Source organism: Variovorax sp. Soil_C_19, from assembly GCF_057657255.1.
The window spans coordinates 12,176-28,139 of the sequence record NZ_JBDGIV010000022.1; the positions used below are offsets into that span (position 1 = coordinate 12,176).

At 69.6% G+C, this 15,964-nt stretch carries 19 protein-coding genes; 10 read left to right on the plus strand and 9 right to left on the minus strand.

Annotated elements, in window-relative coordinates; genetic code table 11:
* The first annotated feature begins 57 nt into the window (after window positions 1-57).
* The 10 genes from AC3A6R_RS25560 (at window position 58) to AC3A6R_RS25605 (ending at window position 8,027) form a co-directional block, all read left to right on the plus strand.
* Complete coding sequence (locus AC3A6R_RS25560) at window positions 58-594, plus strand: hypothetical protein (RefSeq protein WP_487865958.1); 537 nt, start codon at window positions 58-60, stop codon at window positions 592-594.
* 84 nt (window positions 595-678) lie between these two features.
* A complete protein-coding gene (locus tag AC3A6R_RS25565) occupies window positions 679-1,137 on the plus strand; it encodes a PTS sugar transporter subunit IIA (protein ID WP_487862464.1) in 459 nt (152 codons plus the stop codon).
* Window positions 1,106-1,375 carry an HPr family phosphocarrier protein gene (locus AC3A6R_RS25570; RefSeq protein WP_487862465.1) on the plus strand — a complete coding sequence of 90 codons (270 nt, stop codon included), beginning with the start codon at window positions 1,106-1,108 and terminating at the stop codon, window positions 1,373-1,375. Before AC3A6R_RS25565 ends, AC3A6R_RS25570 begins: the two co-directional genes overlap by 32 nt.
* Window positions 1,376-1,384: 9 nt before the next feature.
* The gene (gene ptsP, locus AC3A6R_RS25575) at window positions 1,385-3,178 is read left to right on the plus strand and encodes a phosphoenolpyruvate--protein phosphotransferase (RefSeq protein ID WP_487865959.1); all 1,794 of its coding nucleotides are present in this window, start codon (window positions 1,385-1,387) and stop codon (window positions 3,176-3,178) included.
* Between the two features lie 125 nt (window positions 3,179-3,303).
* On the plus strand, window positions 3,304-3,684 hold the full coding sequence (locus AC3A6R_RS25580; protein WP_487862467.1) for a DUF4148 domain-containing protein: 381 nt from the start codon (window positions 3,304-3,306) through the stop codon (window positions 3,682-3,684).
* A gap of 47 nt (window positions 3,685-3,731) precedes the next feature.
* Window positions 3,732-4,190, plus strand: coding sequence for a Spy/CpxP family protein refolding chaperone (locus AC3A6R_RS25585; RefSeq protein WP_487865960.1), 459 nt, complete (start codon window positions 3,732-3,734; stop codon window positions 4,188-4,190).
* Window positions 4,183-4,677: a DUF4260 domain-containing protein gene (locus AC3A6R_RS25590; protein WP_487865961.1), complete on the plus strand. Its 495-nt coding sequence runs from the start codon at window positions 4,183-4,185 to the stop codon at window positions 4,675-4,677. The genes AC3A6R_RS25585 and AC3A6R_RS25590 overlap by 8 nt, the downstream gene beginning before the upstream one ends.
* Before the next feature lie 109 nt (window positions 4,678-4,786).
* Window positions 4,787-5,482: a response regulator transcription factor gene (locus tag AC3A6R_RS25595; protein ID WP_487862549.1), complete on the plus strand. Its 696-nt coding sequence runs from the start codon at window positions 4,787-4,789 to the stop codon at window positions 5,480-5,482.
* Complete coding sequence (locus AC3A6R_RS25600; RefSeq protein WP_487865962.1) at window positions 5,479-6,891, plus strand: HAMP domain-containing sensor histidine kinase; 1,413 nt, start codon at window positions 5,479-5,481, stop codon at window positions 6,889-6,891. The genes AC3A6R_RS25595 and AC3A6R_RS25600 overlap by 4 nt, the downstream gene beginning before the upstream one ends.
* Before the next feature lie 92 nt (window positions 6,892-6,983).
* Window positions 6,984-8,027 carry an NADP-dependent oxidoreductase gene (locus AC3A6R_RS25605; RefSeq protein WP_487865963.1) on the plus strand — a complete coding sequence of 348 codons (1,044 nt, stop codon included), beginning with the start codon at window positions 6,984-6,986 and terminating at the stop codon, window positions 8,025-8,027.
* 16 nt (window positions 8,028-8,043) lie between these two features.
* On the opposite strand, the gene AC3A6R_RS25610 is transcribed toward AC3A6R_RS25605, so the two are convergent.
* The 9 genes from AC3A6R_RS25610 to AC3A6R_RS25650 form a co-directional block, all read right to left on the minus strand.
* Window positions 8,044-8,364, minus strand: a complete 321-nt coding sequence (locus AC3A6R_RS25610) for a hypothetical protein (protein WP_487862472.1) — start codon at window positions 8,362-8,364, stop codon at window positions 8,044-8,046.
* A 75-nt stretch (window positions 8,365-8,439) separates the two neighbouring features.
* Window positions 8,440-9,291: a DMT family transporter gene (locus tag AC3A6R_RS25615; protein ID WP_487865964.1), complete on the minus strand. Its 852-nt coding sequence runs from the start codon at window positions 9,289-9,291 to the stop codon at window positions 8,440-8,442.
* 127 nt (window positions 9,292-9,418) lie between these two features.
* Window positions 9,419-10,114 carry a helix-turn-helix transcriptional regulator gene (locus tag AC3A6R_RS25620; RefSeq protein ID WP_487865965.1) on the minus strand — a complete coding sequence of 232 codons (696 nt, stop codon included), beginning with the start codon at window positions 10,112-10,114 and terminating at the stop codon, window positions 9,419-9,421.
* A 23-nt stretch (window positions 10,115-10,137) separates the two neighbouring features.
* On the minus strand, window positions 10,138-11,262 hold the full coding sequence (locus AC3A6R_RS25625) for an SLC13 family permease (RefSeq protein ID WP_487865966.1): 1,125 nt from the start codon (window positions 11,260-11,262) through the stop codon (window positions 10,138-10,140).
* Entirely contained in the window at window positions 11,246-12,775 is a 1,530-nt protein-coding gene (locus tag AC3A6R_RS25630; protein WP_487865989.1) for a class I adenylate-forming enzyme family protein, read from the minus strand. The genes AC3A6R_RS25625 and AC3A6R_RS25630 overlap by 17 nt, the downstream gene beginning before the upstream one ends.
* A 133-nt stretch (window positions 12,776-12,908) precedes the next feature.
* Window positions 12,909-13,910, minus strand: coding sequence for a lipoyl synthase (gene lipA, locus AC3A6R_RS25635; protein WP_487865967.1), 1,002 nt, complete (start codon window positions 13,908-13,910; stop codon window positions 12,909-12,911).
* 7 nt (window positions 13,911-13,917) lie between these two features.
* The gene (lipB, locus tag AC3A6R_RS25640; RefSeq protein ID WP_487865968.1) at window positions 13,918-14,634 is read right to left on the minus strand and encodes a lipoyl(octanoyl) transferase LipB; all 717 of its coding nucleotides are present in this window, start codon (window positions 14,632-14,634) and stop codon (window positions 13,918-13,920) included.
* Window positions 14,635-14,638: 4 nt separating this feature from the next.
* Complete coding sequence (locus AC3A6R_RS25645; protein ID WP_487865969.1) at window positions 14,639-14,950, minus strand: YbeD family protein; 312 nt, start codon at window positions 14,948-14,950, stop codon at window positions 14,639-14,641.
* Entirely contained in the window at window positions 14,947-15,855 is a 909-nt protein-coding gene (locus AC3A6R_RS25650) for a D-amino acid aminotransferase (protein WP_487862479.1), read from the minus strand. Before AC3A6R_RS25650 ends, AC3A6R_RS25645 begins: the two co-directional genes overlap by 4 nt.
* Window positions 15,856-15,964 lie beyond the last annotated feature (109 nt).

The window sequence follows — 15,964 nt, forward strand, 5'->3', positions numbered from 1 at the left end:
GTGCAGGCATGGGGCCGCTGCGCCCGACCTGGGCGGCCGGCCGGATAATCGCGGTCGATGCCATTGCCCGTTTCCCGTTCCTGGCCTGCGCTGGCCGCCGCCGCCGTGCTGGCCGCCTGCAGCCCCACCTTCAACTGGCGCGAGGTGCCGATCGCCGAGGCTGGCCTGGTGGCGCTGCTGCCCTGCAAGCCCGACCGGGCCGAGCGCGCCCTCCCCCTCGGCGCCGAAGCGGTGCGCATCGCGATGGCGGGTTGCGAAGCGGGTGGCGCGACCTTTGCCGTGGCCCATGCGTCCGCGAACGACCCGGCCCAGGCCGAAGCCTGGCTCATCGCCTGGCGTGCCGCCACGCGCAGTCAGCTGGGCGAAGCCCAGGCGCGCGAAGCGCCGGCCACGCTCAAGAACGCGGCCACCACGCCGGCGCCCGTGCGGCTCGAGGCTGCGCCGCCGCAGCCGGGCGCCGCGCCGCTCCAGGTGCTCTGGTTCGCGCAACGGCAGAAAGACGGGCGGGTGGCGCTGTACCAGGCAACCGTGCTCGGCCGCCCTTCGGCGTCAGACGCGGCGGGAGCCTTTTTCGAGGGTCTGCGCCTTCCCTGAACCGCGGGACGCCTGCTGCGTGATGTTCCCCCTCTACTTCCGCCAGAGCGCCCCGCATAATCAGCGCGTCCTCCACCGTCCCGCATGAACAGCAGCATCCTCATCATTGCCCACTCACCGTTCGCGCAGGCGCTGCGGCGGTGCGCGCTGCATGTGTTCCCCGATTGCGAGCAGCACATCGTCGCGCTCGACGTGCTGCCCAACGTGTCGCCCGAGGAAACGCTGGCTGCCGCGCGCATCACGCTCGCGCAGCAGCTCCACGCGCCGCGTTCGCAGGTGCTGGTGCTCGCGGACGTGTTCGGCGCCACGCCCTGCAACGTGGCGCAGAAGCTTGTGGACGGCGTGCGTTCGCGGCTGATCGCGGGGGTCAACCTGCCGATGCTGCTGCGCGCCGTGACCTACCGCCATGAGCCGCTCGACTCGCTGGTGCAGCGCGCCATCGCGGGCGGCACCGCGGGCGTCATGCAGGTGGCGGTGGCGGCTCCCCAGAATCAGGCCAAGAGAAAGCACAGTGATCAAGAAATCCGTGACCATCAGCAATAAGTTGGGCTTGCACGCGCGTGCATCTGCCAAGCTCACCAAACTCGCCGGCAGCTTTCCCTGCGAAGTGTGGCTCTCGCGCGGCGATCGCCGCATCAACGCCAAGAGCATCATGGGCGTGATGATGCTGGCCGCGGGGATCGGCGCCACGGTGGAGCTGGAGACCAACGGTCCGCAGGAGGAAGAGGCCATGCAGGCCCTCCTCCAGCTGATCGACGACAAGTTCGGCGAGGGTGAATAAGGTCCCGGCATGACGATCTCGATCCACGGCCTTCCTGTTGCGCGTGGCATCGCCATCGGGCGTGCGGTGCTGGTGGTGTCCAGCCGCATCGACGTGGCGCACTATTTCATCAAGCCCGAGCAGATAGAAACCGAGATCGACCGGGTGCGCAGCGCGCGCAACCAGGTGGCCGAGGAGCTCGCCAAACTGCAGACCAGCGTGTCGCAGATGGGCCCCAACGATGCGCCGCACGAGCTCGCGGCGCTGCTCGAGGTGCACCAGCTGCTGCTGCAGGACGAGGCGCTCACCGGTGGCGTGAAGCACTGGATCACCGACCGGCTCTACAACGCTGAATGGGCGCTGACCACGCAGCTCGAGATCATCGCGCGCCAGTTCGACGAGATGGAGGACGAGTACCTGCGCGAGCGCAAGGCCGACCTCGAACAGGTCGTCGAGCGGCTGCTGCATCGCATGAAGGGCACGGCCGCGGTGCTCGCGCCGAGCCCGCCGCGCCGCAAGCGCCCGGCCTCCGAAGAAGACGACGACCCGACGGCCGGCGACGGCTTCGACGTGCCGCTGGTGCTGATCGCGCACGATCTCTCGCCCGCCGACATGCTCCAGTTCAAGAAGAGCGTGTTCGCCGGCTTCGTCACCGACGTCGGCGGGCGCACCTCGCACACGGCGATCATCGCGCGCAGCATGGACATTCCGGCCGTGGTGGGCGCGCGCTCGGCCAGTCAGCTAGTGCGCCAGGACGACTGGGTGATCATCGACGGCGATGCGGGGGTGATGATCGTCGACCCTTCGCCGATCATCCTGGCCGAATACGGCTTCAAGCAGCGCCAGGGCGATCTCGAGCGCGGCCGGCTCGCGCGCCTGCGCCACAAGCCCGCGGTCACGCTCGACGGCCAGCGCGTCGACCTGCTCGCCAACATCGAGCTGCCCGAGGACACCGTCGGCGCCATGAAGGCCGGCGCCGTGGGCGTGGGGCTGTTTCGCAGCGAGTTCCTGTTCATGGGCCGCGAGTCGCAGCGCCAGACCCGTCTGCCCGACGAGGAAGAGCAGTACCAGGCCTACAAGCGCGCGGTCGAGGGCATGCAGGGCATGCCGGTGACGATCCGCACCATCGACGTGGGCGCCGACAAGCCGCTCGACGGCAAGGGCAGCTTCAAGCAGGAACACCTGAACCCCGCGCTCGGCCTGCGCGCGATCCGCTGGAGCCTGGCCGATCCCGCGATGTTCCTCACCCAGCTGCGCGCCATCCTGCGTGCGGCCGCGCACGGCGAGATCCACCTGCTGATCCCGATGCTCGCGCACGTCAGCGAGATCCGCCAGACGCTGTCGCTGATCGATTTCGCGCGCGCCGAGCTCGACAACCGCGGCGCCGTGCACGGCCAGGTGAAGCTCGGCGCGATGATCGAGATTCCGGCGGCGGCGCTCATGCTCAAGACCTTCCTGAAGTACTTCGACTTCCTCTCGATCGGCACGAACGACCTGATCCAGTACACGCTGGCCATCGACCGTGCCGACGAAGCCGTGGCGCATCTCTACGACCCGGCGCATCCCGCCGTGCTGAAGCTCGTGGCCGACACCATTGCCGAATGCCGCCGCCAAGGCAAGGGCGTGGCGGTGTGTGGCGAAATGGCGGGCGATGTGGCCTTCACGCGCCTGCTGCTGGGCCTTGGGTTGCGCAGCTTCTCGATGCATCCCTCGCGCATCCTCGCGGTCAAGCAGGAAGTGCTGCGTGCCGACACCACCAAGCTCGAAGCCTGGGCGCAGGGCGTGCTCGAATCGGACGACCCGGCCGCGGCCCTGGCGGGCTGACGGCGCGCGCGCCGGCCGCGCGCACTGAAAAGAAACGAAACACGCCGAAACCGCGGCGAAAGGACTTGCCGCGCCGCGGCAAGCACCATCAGGTCTCCTCTTCACCACCGAAAGAAAGACCTGACATGAAATCCCTCTCCCAGTATTCGCAGTTCCCGCAACTCGTTGCCGTCGCATCCTTCGCCATGCTCGCTGCGGCCGGCGCCAAGGCCGAAACCTATGAAGGCGTGCATCCCGCCGTTTCGGCCATGAGCCGCGCCGACGTCAATGCCGAGGCCGTGCGCACCGCTTCCGCGCCCAACCAGAACGTCGTGCGCGGCTCGCGCGGCCCCGAGACCGTGGCGGTCTCGAAGGACCGTGCCAGCGTCGTGGCCGAGGCCATCCGCACGGCAGCCCAGCCCGACCAGAACGTGACGTCCGGTTCGCGCGTGAACAGCAAGGTCATCTCGACCCTGCAGAACCCGTTCGACGCACGCGCCTCGGCCGCCGGCAGCAGCAGGCTCTGAAACCCGGCCCCGCGGGGCAGCCGGCCCCGGGCCCATCAAGGAACATCATGAAACACTGGATCAAGCGCACCCTTTTCGGTTTCGCCGGCCTCGCGGTCGTCGCAGGCAGCATCGCGGGCTGTGCCAGCCACCGCCATGGCTGGGGCAGCGGCGACAGCGCGGAGTTCCGCGCCAAGATGGTCGAGCGCATCGGCGGCAAGCTGGAGCTCGATACGGCACAGAAGCAGAAGCTCACGGTGCTCGCCGAAAAGCTGCAGGCGCAGCGCGAGGCGATGCGCGGCGGCGAGGATCCGCGTTCGCAGTTTCGAGCCCTGTTCGCCGGCGACAAGCTCGACCAGGCGGGTGCCGCCCGGCTGGTCGAAGAGAAGACTGCGGCGCTGCGCAGCGGAAGTCCTGAAGTCATTGCCGCCTCGGCCGATTTCTTCGACTACCTGAATCCCGCGCAGCAGCAGAAGGTGCGTGACTTCATGGCGCGTGGCGGCCGCCGCTGGAAGCACCATGGCTAGGCTCGCCGCGCCGGTCTTCGCGCGACTTGCGTCGGCGCCCGGCCTAACGCTTCGTCCGAGTCGTTCGGCCCATGCTGGCAGCGCCGCTTCGGCGGGGGCGCAGGATGCGGCGGTGGCCGGCGGCGTGCGCACGCTGCTGCGGCTCGAAGGCGTCATGGTGCTCGGCGCAGCATTGGCCGCCTATGCGCAGTTCGGCTCCGGCTGGGGTGTGTTCGCGCTGTGGCTGCTGGCGCCCGACCTCGCGCTGCTGGGCTATTGGGCGGGCCCGCGCATCGGCGCTGCGCTCTACAACACCACGCATTCCTATTTGGGCGCGGTGGGGCTGCTTGCCTTCGGCGTGCTGGCAGCCGCCCCCTGGGCCGTGGCCGGCGGGCTCATCTGGTGCGCCCACATCGGGATCGACCGTGCGCTCGGTTTCGGCCTGCGCTATGCCGCGGGCTTCGGCTCGACACACCTGGGCCGCCTCGGAAGGCCCGACCCGTGGTGAGGATGCCGCGATGGCACGCCACACGGACACCACCGACACCGGCGGGGGTGCCGACATGCCCGCAGGCCTGATCGTCAGTCAACTGTTCGCCAGAAGGCACAATCCCGCCATGCCGCGCATCCTGCTGATCGACGACGACGAGCACCTCGCCGCGCCGCTTGCGACCTACTTCGCACGCTTCGGCTGCACGCTCGAGAGTGCGGTGCGGCCGAGCGAAGGGCTCGCGAGGTTGCGCGCCGAAAGCTACGACGCAGCCATCCTCGACGTGATGCTGCCCGAGATGGACGGCTTCGAACTGTGCCGCGAGATCCGCAAGGAGAGCGACATTCCGATCGTCATGCTCACGGCGCGCGGCGAGGTGATGGACCGCGTGGTGGGCCTCGAGCTCGGTGCCGACGACTACGTGCCCAAGCCCTTCGAGCCGCGCGAGCTGGTGGCGCGGGTGCAGACCATCCTGCGGCGCCAGCGCGCGGCGGCGCCCGCGCCGGCCGGCACGCAGCTGCGCGTGTTCGACGGCCTGACGCTCGATCTCGACCGGCGGCAGGTGACGCGGCAGGGCGAGCGCGTCGAGCTCACCGGCACCGAATTCGAGCTGCTGGCGCTGCTCACGGCCGAACCCGGCAAGGTGTTCAGCCGCGACGACATCCTGAACCGGCTGCGCGGCCACGAAGCCGAGCTCTACACGCGCGCGGTCGACATCGTGGTGAGCCGTCTGCGCAAGAAGCTCGAGCCGCTGGACTGCATCAAGACACTGCGCAATGCCGGCTATGCGCTGGCCGTGGCGCGCAGCAGCGAGCCTGCATGAAGGCCGAGCGCCGGCGCGGGCTGCGCGAGGCCTGGCACGGCATTGCCTGCCGCGGCGAGGAACTGCACCGGGAGTGGCATGCGCAGTGGCACGAGAAGGTGCAGGGCAAGCGCCGCTGGCGCCGGTCGCTGCGCATCCGGATCGTGATGATGTTCATGCTGCTCGCGCTCGTCATGGCGGCGGTCTTCATGGGCGGCATGAAAAGAGCGTTCTCGACCGGCTGGGCCGAGGCGGCGAAGCCGATGCTGGTCGACTATGCCGACCGGCTCGTGGCCGAGATCGGCACACCGCCCGAGGTGGCGCGCGCGCAGGCCCTGGTGGCGCGGCTGCCGATCACGATCCGCATCGTCGGGCCCGCGGTCAACTGGGATTCCCACCCGCATGACAACGATGGAGGCAACGGCCGCGCCGGCTGGATGCACGGCCGCGACGACGACGAGCCGTCGGGCGAGAAATGGTTCATCCGCCCGACCGCCGACGGCCATCGCGTGATCTTCGGCTGGTCGCCCCGGCTCTGGCAGAACGCGCCGCGCGCTGCAGGCTGGGCCACGCTCGGCATGCTGCTGCTGCTCGTGGTGCTCGGCTATGCCTATGTGAACCGGCTGCTGCGCCCGCTGATCGACATCCGCGAAGGTGCACAGCGCTTCGGCCGCGGCGAGTTCACCGCACCGATTCCGGTGCGCCGCAACGACGACCTCGGCGACCTGGCTGAGCGCATCAACACCATGGCCAACGACATCCAGGCCATGCTCGACGCCAAGCGCGGGCTGCTGCTCGCATTGAGCCACGAGTTGCGCTCGCCGCTCACGCGTGCCCGGCTGAATGCCGAGCTGCTGCCGGCCACGGCCGAGGGCGCGGCCGAGCGCGAGGCGCTGCTGCGCGACCTCAACGAAATGCGCGACCTGATCAGCGACCTGCTCGAGAGCGAGCGGCTCGCGAGCCCGCATGTGGCGCTGCTGCGCGAGCCGGTCGACCTTGCGGGCCTGGTGCGCGACACCGTGGCCGAAATGCCGGGCGCGCACAAGCTGCACCTCGACCTGGCCGAAGGCCTGCCGCCGCACTCGGTCGACCGCACGCGCATCCGGCTGCTGTTGCGCAACCTGCTCGACAACGCACTGCGCTACAGCACCGATGCGCCGCGCGCGCCCAGCGTGGCGCTGCGCGCGGTGCTCGACGGACCCGCGTTGCAGGGCGTCGAGATCGAGGTGCGCGACCACGGCCCGGGCGTCGAGGAGGCGCAGCTCGAACGGCTGACCGAGCCCTTCTACCGCACCGACGGCGCGCGTGCGCGGGCGACCGGCGGCGTCGGGCTCGGCATGTACCTGTGCCGGCTGATCGCCGAGGCGCACGGCGGCAGCATGACGGTGCGCAACGCGCAGCCCGGGCTCCGGATCATCGTGCGGCTGTAGGCGCGATCGCGCTGTCGCCTGCGCTACCAGGCGCTGCGCGCCGCAGGGCTACGATGCGCCTCCCTGCAGCGCCATCGAACAAGGAGACTCCCATGAGCAGCCCTCTCGTCAACCACCAGGTTCGCCTCGCCAAGCGCCCCGAGGGGGCCGCCACGCGCGAGCACTGGCGCTTCACCACCGAGTCGGTCGGCGAGCCTGCCGAGGGCGGGGTGCTGGTGCGGACTCTGTCGCTCTCGCTCGATCCGGCGATGCGCGGCTGGCTCAACGATGCCCGGAGCTACATCGCGCCGGTGGCCATCGACGAGGTCATGCGCGCCGGCGGCGTCGGCCGCGTCGTGGCGTCGAAAAACCCGCAGTTCGCGGTGGGCGACACCGTCTACGGCACGCTCGGCGTGCAGGAATATTCGCTCGTCGCGCAAGAAGACATCCAGCGCAGCGGCCTCTCGAAGATCGACCTCGGCATGGGCACCCTTCACCAGTGGCTCAACGTGCTCGGCATGCCCGGCATGACCGGCTACTTCGGCCTGATGGAGGTGGGCCAGCCCAAGGCCGGCGAGACGGTGGTCATTTCGGGCGCTGCCGGTGCCGTGGGCCAGACCGTGGGCCAGCTCGCCAAGATCAAGGGCTGCCGCGTGGTCGGCATCGCGGGCGGCGCCGCCAAGTGCGACTGGGTCGTGAAAGAGCTGGGTTTCGATGCCTGCATCGACTACAAGGCCGGGCCCGGCGCGGTCCGCGAGGGGCTCAAGGCGCATTGCCCGAAAGGCGTGGACATCTACTTCGACAACGTCGGCGGCGAGATCCTCGACGCGGTACTCGCGCGGCTCGCGCGCAAGGCCCGCGTGATCATCTGCGGCGCGATCAGCCAGTACAACAACGCCAACAGCATGCCTTCGGCCGGCCCGCGCAACTACCTGAGCCTGCTGGTGAACCGCGCGCGCATGGAAGGCATCGTGGTGTTCGACTATGCCGACCGCTACCACCTTGCCGTGGCCGAGCTCGCGGGCTACCTGAAGGACGGCCGCATGACGAGCAAGGAAGACGTGGTGGTCGGGCTCGACACCTTCCCGGAAGCGCTGAACCGGCTTTTCAGCGGCGAGAACTTCGGCAAGCTGGTGCTGCAGGTGGCGGCAGACTGACGCGCCCGCGGGCTTCTCAGCCTTCGCCTGGGCGCATCGGGATGTCGCCCATGGCGTCGTCCTCGCGCAGGCTGCGCGCGGCCTTCAGCAGTTCGACCGACAGGCCGCCGCCCTGGCCCGCAAAGCCGTTGGCGACGCCTTCGAGTGCGGTGGCCAGCCCGGTTTCGCCGTCGGCGCGCGCGTCCATGCTGATGTTGAGCACCCGGGCCGCCATCTGGCGGTAGGTGACGGCACCCGCGCCTTCGAGTGCGGCCACGAGGTCGAGGTAGAGCGCCAGGTTCAGGTCGAACACCAGTTTGGGCGTGATCTCGAAATCCTCGTTCTTGTTCTTGTCCATGGGGGAGCTCCTTTTTTCCTGAGCCTCCACTCTAGTCATAAAAACGCGCGGCTTCGTCGGACGAGAGCCATTCAGTCAGCGCGCGCGCGTGCCCATCACCGCCGCCGAGATGATGAGCACCGCGGCCAGGGCGATGCTCCCGGTCAGCGGTCGGCCCGTCACGAGCAGCAGCAGCGCCGTCGAGCCCAGCGGCGTGAGGTAGCTCAGGATGCCGATGCGCCGCGGATCGCCGCGCTTGAGCGCCATGTCCCAGACGAAGAAGGCTGCGCCGAGCGGACCGAGCCCGCACAGCGCGAGCAGCAGCCAGTCGTGGCCCGACAGTGCCACCGGCGCCTCGAGCACCGCATGGCAGGCCAGCGAGAGTGCGCCCGAGACCAGCCCGAACAGGCCGATGGCCGAGGTCGGAAACGCCGGCACGCGCTTTGTCCAGAGCGAGTAGCTGGCCCAGATGAAGGCCGAACCCAGTGCCGGCACGAAGCCCCAGTAGCCGTGGAGCGCCTCGGCGCCGCCGCCCGCGCCGCCGCGCGTGCCGAGGATCGCTACCGCCGCGCCCGCGAAGCCGAGCAATGCCGCCGCCACGTGCAGCAGCCGCAGCGACACGCCCGGCAGCAGCACCGGCGCAAGCACCACCATGAACAGCGGCCACAGGTAGTTGACGAGGTTAGCCTCGACCGGCGGCGCATGCCGCAGCGCGATGAACAGCAGGAAGTGGAAGCCGAAAAGGCCGTAGACGCCCAGCGCCAGCGTGCGCGGCGGCACGCGCCAGGCGGCCCGGTCGCGCAGCACCAGCGGCCAGCTCGGCATGCTGCCGATGATCAGTGCGAGCCCGGTCAGCAGGAACGGCGGCAGGTGCGACAGCGCGGTGCCGAGCGAAGCGAGCGTGGCCCAGAGCGCGATGGCGAGCAGGGCGTAAAAGGTGGCGGACATGAACGCCGAGGCTACGCCATGCGGTCGTCGCGAAATGACTGCACATCGTCGTGCAACGACGGTCTTGCTCCTTCCCGCCGTGCCCCCACCCCTGCCCTCCCCCAGCGGGGGAGGGAGGAAGGCAAAGTCAACGGCGCAGTGCGGCCGTCAGTGCCGACGGGGATCGGTAGCCCGTGCGGCGCGCCGTCTCGGCCACGCTCAGCCCCTCGCGCCGCAGTTCGCGCGCCTGCGCCAGCCGCAGCGATCGCAGCCAGTGCATCAGGCTCGTGTGCTGCTCCTCGCGGCAGCGTTGCGCCAGGTGGCTCGGGCTCAGGCAGGCCACGCGCGCCAGGTCGGCCACGGTGAGCGGCTCGTGCAGTCGCGCCCCGGCCCAGGCCGCGAGCGCGGCCCAGTCGATGCGGCGGCGGCGCGCAGCGGCGACCGGTGCATCGGGGCGCCAGGTTTCGAGCAGCAGCGCCGGCCCGTGCAGCAGAGCCCGCGAAAACGGCTGCGGCTGCTTGCGCAGGCAATGCGCGAGATAGCGCGCGAGCGCATGCAGCTGCGCCGGGTCGGACGGTGCCCGTCCGGCGCAGTGCGCCCAATGCGCGTTCGGCGTGTCGAGCACCAGGCACGCGCTGCCGCCGCCGCGCGCCTCGAAGTCGTGCCGGTCGCCGGGCGCGATCACCTGCGCGGCGCCCACACCGATGCCCGCGCCGTGGCCCTCGACTTCGATCTGCAGCAGGCCCTCGAGGCCGATCAGCACCTGGAAATGGTCGTGCGCATGGCTGCCGCGCGACGGGCCGTAGTGGCGCACGGAAAGTTGGGGCGGGGTGGGCGTGTGCATGGCGGCAGGCAGGCGACCGATTGTCACGCCAGCCGCAGCAGCAGCGCCGAAATCCCCACCACCAGAAGAAACGGGATGCTGATGCGGTGGAACTCGCGCAGCCCGTGCGGCACCTTCGCAAGCCGCAGCGCGATCAGGTTGGCCAGCGAGCCGAGCACGAAGCCGAAACCGCCCACACTCACGCCCGCCGCGAGCGCGGGCAGGTCGCGCACATGGCCATCGAGCAGGATCGCAGCGGGCACGTTGCTGATGAGCTGCGAGGCGGCGATGGCCGCCAGATAGGCGCACCAGCCTTCCGTGATCGGCCAGTGGTTCAGCAGCGCGTCCATGACCGGCAGCTCGGCGAGCTGCCGCAGGTCCACGAACATCAGCGCGATGATCGCGAGCAGTGCCCAGTCGACGTCGCGCAGCACGCGCGGATGGAACACCAGGAACGAAGCCAGCACCACGCCCAGCCCCGGCAGCAGCCAGCGGCGTTCGAGCGCAACGACGAAACCGACGAACAGCAGCGCCGCGAGGCCCAGCAGCTTCGGCTGCAGCGGCGCGGCCTCGGCCTGGGGCCGGAGCGCGACCGGCGTGCGCGGCACGAGCAGCCACACCGCCACGAACAGCCAGAACAGCATCACCGCGACCGTCGGCAGCATCATGCCCATGAAGGCCACGAAGCTTTCGCCGGACCGGTGCCAGAGGTAGAGGTTCTGCGGATTGCCGATCGGCGTGAGCGCCGAGCCCGCATTGACGGCCAGCGCCTCGAGCACCACGAGCCGCGCGAGCGGCAGGTGCGCCTGGGTCGCGAGCACGCGCGTGAGCGGCACCAGCAGGAACAGGCTCACGTCGTTGGTCACCAGCGCCGACAGCAGCGCCGCGCCGCCGGTCAGCCAGAGCGCGAGGCTGCGCTGGTCGTGCGTGCGGGCCAGCAGGCGCTGCGCGGCGGCCTGGAGCATGCCGCTCTTTTCCACGCCCTGGGTGATCGCGAGCAGGCCCGCGAGCGCTCCGATGGTCTGCCAGTCGACGAGCGCGAGCCAGTCCATCGGTGCGCGTGGCCGAAGCACCGCGAAAGCCACGGCCACCGCGGCCAGCACCCACAGCAACCCGTGGCCGCCGCCCTCGCGGGGCGGCCCGTCGCTCGCATCAGCGCGCAAGCTCACGCAGCTCGCGCTTGAGCACCTTGCCGATCGCGCTGCGCGGCAGTTCGTCGATCAGGCGCAGGTCCGCGAGGCGCTGCGTCTTGCCGAGCTGGGCGTTGGTCCATTGCAGCAGTTCGCTCGCCGCGGTGCCGTCGCCCTCGCGGCGCACCACGAAAGCCACCGGTGTCTCGCCCCACTGTTCGGACGGCACGCCGACCACCGCGACGTCGGCCACGGCGGCATGGCCGCGCAGCACGGCCTCGAGGTCGCTCGGGTAGATGTTGAAACCGCCGCTGATGATCATGTCCTTCTTGCGGTCGAACAGCGTCAGGAAGCCGTCGGCGTCGAAGCGGCCCACGTCGCCGGTGCGGATGAAACGCTTGCCCGTGGCGTCGAACCATTCGGCCTCGCGCGTCTTCTCGGGCTGGCGGTGGTAGCCGGTCATCATGCCGGCCGAGTGGCCCACCACCTCGCCTGCGGCCTCGGGGTCGTTGCGCGGCAGCTCGTTGCCGTCCTCGTCGATCAGGCGGATGTCGCTGCCCGTTGCCGGCTGCCCCACCGTGTGCAGCTTGGTCGGGTGCAGGTGCGCCTCGAGGATGCAGGTGCCGCCGCCTTCGGTCATGCCGTAGAACTCGATCAGCCCGCCGGGCCAGCGCGCGAGCACGTCGGCCTTGAGCGCCGCATTGAAAGGCGCGCTGGTACTGAACTTGAAGCGGAACGACGACAGGTCGTGCTCGCCGAAGCGCGGGTGCGCCATCAGGCGCTGGTATTGCACCGGCACGAGCATGGTGTGCGTCACGCGGTGTTTCTCGGCGAGCTGCAGGTAGCCGAGCGCGTCGAACTTGGGCATCAGCATCACGCAGCCGCCGAAGGCGATGGTCGGGAAGAACACCACCAGCGTGGTGTTGGAGTAGAGCGGCGTCGACAGCAGCGTGACGGTGTCGCTCCCGTATTCGTACTGGGCGCCGCGCTGCACATGGGCCCAGCGCATGCCGTGCCCCTGGACGATGCCCTTGGGCTCGCCCGTCGTGCCCGACGAATAGATGATGTTGAATGGCGTCGAGGGCTGCACCTCGGCGGCGCGGAGCGTCGTGCCGGCCGGCGGGAGCCAGTCCTCGAGGTTGCACCCCGCCTGCGAGCCGTCGAGCGCCACGCGCAAAATGCCGTCCGGCTGCGCGGGGCCGACGACCTCGGCGGCCGAGGCGTCGGTGAAGAGAATGCGCGCGTCGGCGTCGGCGATCATGCGCGCCAGGCTGGCGGGCGTGGAGCCGGGCGCCAGCGGCGCGACCGCGACGCCCGCGCGCAGCGCACCGAGGAACACGGCCGCGTAGTGCACCGACGAGAGGGCGCAGACGGCGATCGCGTCGCCGGCCGTGAGGCCGCCGCGCTGCAGGCCGGCCGCGATGCGGTCCATCAGCGCGTCGAGCGCGCCGTAGCTCAGCGTGTGCTGCGCATCGGCCAGCGCGGCGTGGTCGGGGGAATGTCGGGCATGGAGGCGAATCAGGTCGGCAATGGTGCCGAAGTCGCGTTCCATCAGGGCTTGAACAGCGGTGTGCATGGAGAGAATCAGTCCTTCATCTTGGCCAGCCGGCAGGATAGCGAAGAAGGACGGCGGCCGGTGAGCCGCGCGCGACGGGCGCCCTGCGGCGGCCCGTCGCAACAAGGGCTCAGACGCCGGCCGCGTGCGCCTGCTGATCGGCGTGGTAGCTCGAGCGCACCATGGCGCCCACCGCCGCGTGCGAGAAGCCCATCTTGTAGGCCTCTTCCTCGAACATCTTGAAGGTGTCGGGGTGCACATAGCGGCGCACCGGCAGGTGCGAGCCCGACGGCGACAGGTACTGGCCGATGGTCAGCATGTCGATGTCGTGCGCGCGCATGTCGCGCATCACCTGCAGGATCTCTTCGTCGGTCTCGCCCAGGCCCACCATGATGCCGCTCTTGGTAGGCACCTTCGGGTGCAGCGCCTTGAACTTCTTGAGCAGGTTCAGGCTGAACTGGTAGTCGCTGCCCGGGCGTGCTTCCTTGTAGAGGCGCGGCGCGGTCTCGAGGTTGTGGTTCATCACGTCGGGTGGCGCGAGCTTGAGGATCTCGAGCGCGCGGTCGTCGCGGCCGCGGAAGTCGGGCACCAGGATCTCGATCTGCGTCGCCGGCGAGAGCTCGCGCACGTTGCGGATGCAGTCGACGAAATGCTGGCTGCCGCCGTCGCGCAGGTCGTCGCGGTCGACGCTGGTGATCACCACGTACTTCAGGCGCAGCTTGGCGATGGTCTTGGCGAGGTTGAGCGGCTCGTCCTTGTCGAGCGGATCGGGGCGGCCGTGGCCCACGTCGCAGAACGGGCAGCGGCGCGTGCACTTGTCGCCCATGATCATGAAGGTGGCCGTGCCCTTGCCGAAGCATTCGCCGATGTTCGGGCACGAGGCTTCTTCGCAGACCGTGTGCAGGTTGCTCTCGCGCAGGATCTGCTTGATCTCGTAGAAGCGCGTGGTGGGGCTGCCGGCCTTCACGCGGATCCACTCGGGCTTCTTGAGCACTTCGCCGCCCTGGACCACCTTGACGGGAATCCGCGAGAGCTTGGCCGCGGCCTTCTGCTTGGCCATCGGGTTGTAGTTTTCGGCGCTTTGCGCCTCTCGCACGACGGGTGCGGGAACGGCTTCGGTGGTGGTGCTCATTGGCGTGTCAACGTGCCAGGTAGGTGGCGAGCTTCTGGCTCAGCACCCGGGCAGCGTCTTCCCATGTGGTTTGGACCCCGATTGTAGAAAGATCGACCGTTTGCAGCCCGGCGTAGCCGCAAGGGTTGATGCGCGAGAAGGGTTCGAGGTCCATGTCGACGTTGAGCGCCACCCCGTGGTAGGTGGCGTGGCGGCTTACCTTGATGCCCAGCGCGGCGATCTTGCCGAGGCCGCGGAATGGTTCGGCCGCGGGCCGCGGGCCGGTCAGCGCCGCATGCGAGAACGGGTCGTCGAGCCGCACGTAGATGCCCGGTGCGCCCGCGATGCGGTGCCCGGTCACGCCGAAATGCGCCAGCGTGCGCAGCACGGATTCCTCGATGCGGTAGACGTATTCCTTCACGTAGTAGCCCGCGCGCCGCAGGTCGATCAGCGGATAGGCGACCACCTGGCCCGGGCCATGGAAGGTCACCTGCCCGCCGCGGTCGGTCTGCACCACGGGGATGTCGCCGGGCGCGAGGATGTGGTCCTGCCGGCCCGCGATCCCCTGCGTGAAGACGGGCGCGTGCTCGCAGAGCCAGAGCGCGTCGGGCGTTGCGGGGTGGCGCTCGTGCGTGAACCGGCGCATGGCCTCGTAGGTGGCCGCGTAGTCGGCGCGGCCGAGCCATTGCACCTCGATGGCCACGCCGGCCGCGTCCGCCGCGCGTTCTGCGGTCCCGGCGGTCATCGCGTCAAAGGACGACCTTTACCATCGGATGGCTCGACAGCGCGCGGTACAGGTCGTCGAGCTGCTCGCGGCTGGTGGCGGTCACGGTGATCGTGACGCCCAGGTAGTTGCCGGCCTTGCTGTTGCGCAACTCGACCGTGGTGGCGTCGAAAGCCGGGTCGAAGCGTTCGGCGATCTGGGTCACGGCATGCACGAAGCCGTCGGCCTTGGCGCCCATGACCTTGATCGGGAACTGCGACGGGTACTCGATCAGCGACTCCTTGCGCGGGTCGGGAGCGGCCGTGGTGCCGGTGTCGGTGCTGCTGATGTCGTTCATGCGGTGGTCGCTCCTTGTGTTGGGTGCTGCTGTCGGGCGTTGCGCTGCTTGGCCTCTTGATAGGCTGCATACAAGGCTTGGTAGATGGGGCCGGGGCGGCCATTTCCAATGGGCTGGCCGTCGAGCGTGGAGACCGGCAGCACTTCCTTGGTGGCCGACGACAGCAGCAACTCGTCGGCGGCGAACACCTCGTCGCGCGCGATGCGGCGCAGCGCGAACGGAATGCCGTGCTCGGCGCACAGGCGCTCGAGCAGGCCGTAGCGGATGCCGGTCAGCACCAGGTTGTCCTTGGGCGGCCCCAGCAGGCTGCCGTCCTTCACGATCCAGACGTTGCTCGACGAGGCTTCGCTGAGCCATTCGTCGCGGAACATGACGGTTTCGGCGGCGCCGGCCTCGACGCTGATCTGACGCGCCAGCACCGCGCCCAGGAGGCTGGTGCTCTTGATGTGGGCCTTCTGCCAGCGGAAGTCGGCCGCGCTCACGCAGGCCACGCCCTTGGCGCGCACCGCATCGGCCACGGGCGGCAGCGGATTCACCATCACGAACACCGTGGGGCGAATGCCGCGGGTCATGCCATGTTCGCGCGGCGCCACGCCGCGCGTCACCTGGAAGTACACGGATTGCGGCGCCTCGCCGCCCGGCGCGACCAGCCGCATCACGATGTCGCGCCATTCGGCCAGCGAGAGCGGGTTGGCGATCTGCAGTTCGGCCAGCGAGCGGTCGAGCCGCGCCATGTGTTCTTCGAAGCAGAAGGGCTGGCCGTGGTAGACCGGGACGACTTCGTAGATGCCGTCGCCGAAGATGAAGCCGCGGTCGAGAACGCTGACCTTCGCGTCCTTCAGGGCGGTGTATTCGCCGTCGAGGTAGCAGGTGGTGGAGGGGAGAGCGGCGGTGAGGGGATGCATGCCGGAATTATCGGCCGGTCCCCCTGGCGGCGCTGTGGCCGGGTTGGCTTCCGGGTGGCATGCAGCGACCCTTTTTCAAACGTGAGGCCTGAAGTGGCCGAGGCGCCTG

Bases quoted from the DNA above. Each gene is read 5' to 3' on its own strand.
- AC3A6R_RS25560 (WP_487865958.1), top strand. From the start codon at position 58: ATGCCATTGCCCGTTTCCCGTTCCTGGCCTGCGCTGGCCGCCGCCGCC.
- AC3A6R_RS25565 (WP_487862464.1), top strand. From the start codon at position 679: ATGAACAGCAGCATCCTCATCATTGCCCACTCACCGTTCGCGCAGGCG.
- ptsP (WP_487865959.1), top strand. From the start codon at position 1,385: ATGACGATCTCGATCCACGGCCTTCCTGTTGCGCGTGGCATCGCCATC.
- AC3A6R_RS25580 (WP_487862467.1), top strand. From the start codon at position 3,304: ATGAAATCCCTCTCCCAGTATTCGCAGTTCCCGCAACTCGTTGCCGTC.
- AC3A6R_RS25585 (WP_487865960.1), top strand. From the start codon at position 3,732: ATGAAACACTGGATCAAGCGCACCCTTTTCGGTTTCGCCGGCCTCGCG.
- AC3A6R_RS25590 (WP_487865961.1), top strand. From the start codon at position 4,183: ATGGCTAGGCTCGCCGCGCCGGTCTTCGCGCGACTTGCGTCGGCGCCC.
- AC3A6R_RS25595 (WP_487862549.1), top strand. From the start codon at position 4,787: ATGCCGCGCATCCTGCTGATCGACGACGACGAGCACCTCGCCGCGCCG.
- AC3A6R_RS25600 (WP_487865962.1), top strand. From the start codon at position 5,479: ATGAAGGCCGAGCGCCGGCGCGGGCTGCGCGAGGCCTGGCACGGCATT.
- AC3A6R_RS25605 (WP_487865963.1), top strand. From the start codon at position 6,984: ATGAGCAGCCCTCTCGTCAACCACCAGGTTCGCCTCGCCAAGCGCCCC.
- AC3A6R_RS25610 (WP_487862472.1), bottom strand. From the start codon at position 8,364: ATGGACAAGAACAAGAACGAGGATTTCGAGATCACGCCCAAACTGGTG.
- AC3A6R_RS25615 (WP_487865964.1), bottom strand. From the start codon at position 9,291: ATGTCCGCCACCTTTTACGCCCTGCTCGCCATCGCGCTCTGGGCCACG.
- AC3A6R_RS25620 (WP_487865965.1), bottom strand. From the start codon at position 10,114: ATGCACACGCCCACCCCGCCCCAACTTTCCGTGCGCCACTACGGCCCG.
- AC3A6R_RS25630 (WP_487865989.1), bottom strand. From the start codon at position 12,775: ATGGAACGCGACTTCGGCACCATTGCCGACCTGATTCGCCTCCATGCC.
- lipA (WP_487865967.1), bottom strand. From the start codon at position 13,910: ATGAGCACCACCACCGAAGCCGTTCCCGCACCCGTCGTGCGAGAGGCG.
- lipB (WP_487865968.1), bottom strand. From the start codon at position 14,634: ATGACCGCCGGGACCGCAGAACGCGCGGCGGACGCGGCCGGCGTGGCC.
- AC3A6R_RS25645 (WP_487865969.1), bottom strand. From the start codon at position 14,950: ATGAACGACATCAGCAGCACCGACACCGGCACCACGGCCGCTCCCGAC.
- AC3A6R_RS25650 (WP_487862479.1), bottom strand. From the start codon at position 15,855: ATGCATCCCCTCACCGCCGCTCTCCCCTCCACCACCTGCTACCTCGAC.